2 protein-coding genes are annotated in these 4959 nt (G+C 68.2%); both read left to right on the top strand.

Annotation, left to right across the window (positions count from 1 at the left end):
* Positions 1-147 precede the first annotated feature (147 nt).
* The gene (locus AOK08_RS32695; protein ID WP_055532816.1) at positions 148-921 is read left to right on the top strand and encodes an SGNH/GDSL hydrolase family protein; all 774 of its coding nucleotides are present in this window, start codon (positions 148-150) and stop codon (positions 919-921) included.
* A gap of 311 nt (positions 922-1232) precedes the next feature.
* A complete protein-coding gene (locus AOK08_RS32700) occupies positions 1233-4130 on the top strand; it encodes a glycosyl hydrolase family 95 catalytic domain-containing protein (protein WP_055532817.1) in 2898 nt (965 codons plus the stop codon).
* Positions 4131-4959 lie beyond the last annotated feature (829 nt).

Here is a 4959-nt window from a genome sequence, read left to right on the forward strand (position 1 = left end):
CTGGGGGCGGAGCCCCCAGGAACGGGACGGGAACGGGTAAGGGCGGCGGGGGCGAAGAAAACCCCCGACCCACCGAGCCTCACCCCCGACGCGCCGAGGAGGCCGACCGACCGCCGGGTATGTGAACGGGCTATCATCTCTGTCGCCATGCAGACGAACGCCTCGTACACCAGCCTTGTCGCGGTCGGCGACTCCTTCACCGAGGGCATGTCGGACCGGCTGCCGGACGGTACGTACCGGGGCTGGGCCGACCTCCTCGCCGCCCGGATGGCCGCCCGCACACCCGGTTTCCGGTACGCGAACCTGGCCGTGCGCGGCAAGCTGATCGGGCAGATCGCCGCCGAGCAGGTGCCCGTCGCGGCCGCCATGAAGCCGGACGTGATCACACTGGTGGGCGGGCTGAACGACACGCTGCGCCCCAAGTGCGACATGGCCCGGGTGCGGGGCCTGCTGGAGGAGTCCGTCGAACGCCTCGCCCCCGCGTGCGAGCAACTGGTGCTGATGCGCAGCCCCGGCCGCCAGGGCCCGGTCCTGGAGCGCTTCCGGCCGCGCATGGAGGAGCTGTTCGCCTGTGTCGACGACCTCGCGTCCCGGCACGGCGCGCTCGTCGTCGACCTGTACGGCGCCCCCTCGCTCGGCGACCCGCGCCTGTGGGACGTGGACCGGCTGCACCTGTCGGCCGAGGGCCACCGCAGGGTCGCGGAGGCGGTCTGGCAGACCCTCGGGTACGAGGCGGAGGACCCTCAGTGGCGTACGCCGATGCCCGCCACCGCGCCGCCCGGCTGGGGCGCCCGCCGGGTCGCGGACGCCCGCTTCGCCCGGCAGTACCTGCTGCCGTGGATCGGCCGCCGGCTGACGGGGCGTTCGTCGGGGGACGGGCTGCCGCCGAAGCGCGCGGAACTGCTGCCGTACGAGGGCTGACGGCCGACCCAAACCAGCGAGACATCCCACATCTGAGTATTGCTCAGTCCTCGGCATCGACTGAACGAAAGTATCGATCCTCTCAAATCGCTAGATTTAGCTGGCTTTTCGAGATTTTTTGCGCCGAGCTCTAGACACAACCAGGTGCCGTCCCTGCTAATCCATCCCATGTCCTTGGTGAGCGTTACACCACGGACATGGGACGGAAACGTGAGGCTTCCGGCAGAAGCCACCCCACCCGTACCGGATCCGGCGCACCGCCATGCCCGGCCGCACCACAGTCACGCATCAGCAGACAACGGAGTCTCATCGTGCAACTGCCCGACCTCCCCCTGGACCGCCGGCGCTTCCTCGCCGCCACCGCGCTGACGGTCGGCGCCTCGGCCCTGCCGGGCTTCGTGTTCGCCAACCGGGCCGCCGCGGTCGTCCCGCCCCAGGTCACCCTCCCGGCGCGCGGCACCTGGGACAACGCCACCGCCTCGGCGTGGACCGACGGTTTCCTGAGCGGCAACGGCGAGTACGGCACCGTGTACTACGGCGCGCCCACGCTCGAGAAAATGATCGTCAACTACCACAAGCTCGTGCTGCCGAACGGCACCCGGAGCACGATGCCCCCGGACCTGACCTCCGTACTGGAGCCGGCCCGGAACAAGGCGCTGGCGGGCGACTACTCAGGGGCCGCGTCGACCTTCGCCAACGGCTGGAGCCTGAAGTGGACGCAGACGTTCCACCCGGGCTACGAGCTCCAGCTCAGCACCCCGGGCATGACTACGGTCAACGACTACGCCCGTATCACCGACTTCCGCACCGGTGAGGTCACCCACACCTGGACCGACTCCTTCGGCGTCTGGAAGCGGCACGTCTTCGTCTCCCGCGCCGACCAGGTCATCGTGCACGAGCTGCTGCCCGCCACCGGCCGCACCGTCGACACCACCCTGAGCGTCAACACCGCGCTGGACTCCACGCCGACCAGCGTCTCCTTCGCCACCACCGCCACCATCTCCAACGGCGACGGCTACCTGAACATGCGCGGCACCTACCCCGCCGGGAAGGGCGCGTTCGGCTACGAGGGGGTCACCCGGGTCGTCGTCTCCGGATCCGGCGCCTCGGTCACCGCCAGCGGAAACACCCTCGTGGTCGCCAAGGCCACCAGGGTTCTGCTGCTGACCAAGCTCGGCCGCTACGAGACCTCCACCGCCTGGGACGCCAAGCCGTTGCAGGCCGCGCTGGCCGCGCTGACCACCGACTACGCCACCCTGCTGGGCAGACACGCTCCCAAGCACCAGGCGATGTACGACCGTTCCAGCATCGACCTGAACGTCTCCGCCGCCGACCGCCAGTTGGCCACCAGCGACCTCATCGCCCGTCAGAAGTCCAACAGCGGCGCGGTCGACATCGCGCTGCTGGAGCGGATGTACGACTCCGGCCGCTATCTGTTCGTCAGCTCGACCGGCATCCTGCCGCCCCGCCTGACCGGCATCTGGACCGGCACCTGGGCCGGCTCCTGGGCCGATGACTTCACCACCGACGCCAACATCAACTTCCAGGTCGCGGGCGGCAACATCCTCGACCTCACCGACGCCATGCAGGGCTACTTCGACCTCGTGCTCGGCCAGTTGGCCGACTGGCGCGACAACGCGAGACGGTTCTACAACGCCCGCGGTTTCCTGGCCCCGTCCCGCACCGACGGCGAGTACGGGCACATGCTGCACTTCAACAACGGCAGCTTCCCCGGCCAGGCATGGACCGGCGGCGCCGACTGGATGCTCTACCCGCTGCTGGAGTACTACCAGGTCACCGGTGACACCGCCTTCCTGAAGAACAAGCTCGGCCCCGCCCTGATGGAACTGGCCCTGTTCTACGAGGACTTCCTCACCCGCACCGACTCGGGCGGCAAGGCGGTGTTCGTCCCCTCCTTCTCCATGGAGAACACCCCGGCCAGCACGGGCCAGTCCTTCTGCGTCAACGCCACCGGCGACATCATGGCCGGCCGGCACGCCCTTCAGGCCGCCATCGACGCCGCCAACGAACTCGGTCTGGAACAGGGCAGCGGCAAGGGCGTGGCCCGCTGGACCGCCCTGCTCGCCAAGCTGCCCGACTACACGGTCAACGGTGACGGAGCGCTGGCCGAGTGGTCCTGGCCGGGCCTGACCGACCGCTACGACCACCGGCACGTACAGCACATGTACGGCGCCTGGCCGCTGCACGAGATCAACCCCGAGGACAATCCCGACCTCGTCAAATTCGCGGCCAAGGCCCTGGACAAGCGCGGCGACGCGAACTTCTCGGCCCACGGCAGCATTCACCGCGCGTTGTCCCGCGCCCGCCTCAAGGACGGGCCCGGGGTGTACGCCAACCTGCTGAAGATCTACGGCAAGAACATGGTCTGGCGGTCGCTGATGACCTCCCACAACCCCAACCTGGACATCTACAACTGCGACGCGGCCAACTCCATCCCCGCCATCGTGGCCGAGGCACTCGTCTACAGCCGCCCCGGCGTCCTGGAGATCCTCCCCGCGCTCCCCGACCAGCTCGCCCAGGGCACCATCAAGGGCGTCCGTGGCCGCAACCGCATCAGCATCCAGTCCCTGACCTGGGACACCGTGGCCCGTACGGCCACCGTCAAGCTCACCTCGGACATCGACCAGGACATCACCTTCATCTGCCGGCGCGGCATCACGTCCATCAGCACGGCCGCCACGGTGACGACGTCCTCGCTGGGCAGCCACGCCCGGAAGGTGTCACTGAGCGCCGGTACGAGCACCACGATCACGATCGGTCTGCTCACCGGAGTCTTCAAGCTGGTCAACCGCCGCAGCGGCAAGGTCATCGACATCTCCGGCGCCTCAACGGCCAACGGCGGCGCGGCCATCCAGTTCACGTACTCCGGCAGCGCCAACCAGAAGTGGAAGCTGCTGCCCGACTACGACGGCTCGTTCCGCCTGTCCAACGTCAACAGCGGCAAGGTGCTGGACAATCCGGGCGGCTCGACCGCCAACGGAACGGCGCTCGACCAGTGGTCGGACGGCAACAGCAACAACCAGTGGTGGAAACTCGTCCCCACATCCGGTGGCTACTACCGCCTGATCAACCTCAAGAGCGGCCTCTGCGCCGACGTGAACGGCGGCTCGACGGCCGACGGGGCGAAGATCATCCAGTGGCCCACGGGCGGCGGCGACAACCAGGAGTGGCAGCCCGTAGGAGTGTGACGGCGCCGGCCTGACGGCCCTCACGAACGCGTCGGCGTTTCGGCACAGCGCAGTACGGCCTCCCTGCTCAAGCACAGGGAGGCCGTACTCACTTCGTGGCCGGCTCAGAGCCGGTGGGGAACTAGATCGGGACGTTGATGCTCGTCGCGTCCCCGGCCGCCTTCGTCATCGTGGGGCCGGCGGCGAACGTCGTGGTACCGGAGGGGGCCAGCCAGAAGGTGCTGGTCGCGTCACCGACGCTGCGTACGACTCATCGCCCACCCGAGTCGCGCCGCATTGCCCCCAGAGGGCGGCACGACCGGCCGCCGCCCCGGCGCGCAAGACTGGCGTGACCCAGGTCTCGTAGGTTCCACCGAACTCATCCCTGGCGCCGACCTGCACGAAGCGCCAGTAGAATCCGTGACCGGATTCTACTGATCAAGCTAAATGCCCAGGTCAGAGGGTCTTTATTGCTCCCCGTGGGGGCTCGTATCTCACATTCCTGTCACCGTTTGACGGCTCTATGGCGGGAGCGTTGTCGCCGTTGCGTTCGGCAACTAGCCAGTAGTCCTCCCCATGGCCACCCTGATCTGCGAGCCTGTCGCGACTCGCCGCGGTAGGAGCTTCCGTCGATGGGTGTGGGCGGCCCGGCTGGAATTCCTGAGCCTTGACAGGCCCGTTGCTGCACGGCGGTCGTCGGCGATCGGGTGGGTATCCCCGATCATGAGAGCCCTACCGTTGTGCTTGCCGGACCTCGCTGTGACCAACGTGTTCGCCCTGCTGCGCCCGCTGCTGATGAGCGACCATGGCAAGGACATCGAGATCCTCGGGCACTGTCACGTTGGCTGAC

It is taken from the genome of Streptomyces graminilatus, from assembly GCF_001418565.1.
In the GTDB taxonomy this organism is placed as follows: Bacteria; Actinomycetota; Actinomycetes; order Streptomycetales; family Streptomycetaceae; genus Streptomyces; species Streptomyces graminilatus.

What these genes read in the sequence shown, in the direction of transcription:
- AOK08_RS32695 (WP_055532816.1), top strand. Translation starts at nt 148, where the DNA reads ATGCAGACGAACGCCTCGTACACCAGCCTTGTCGCGGTCGGCGACTCC.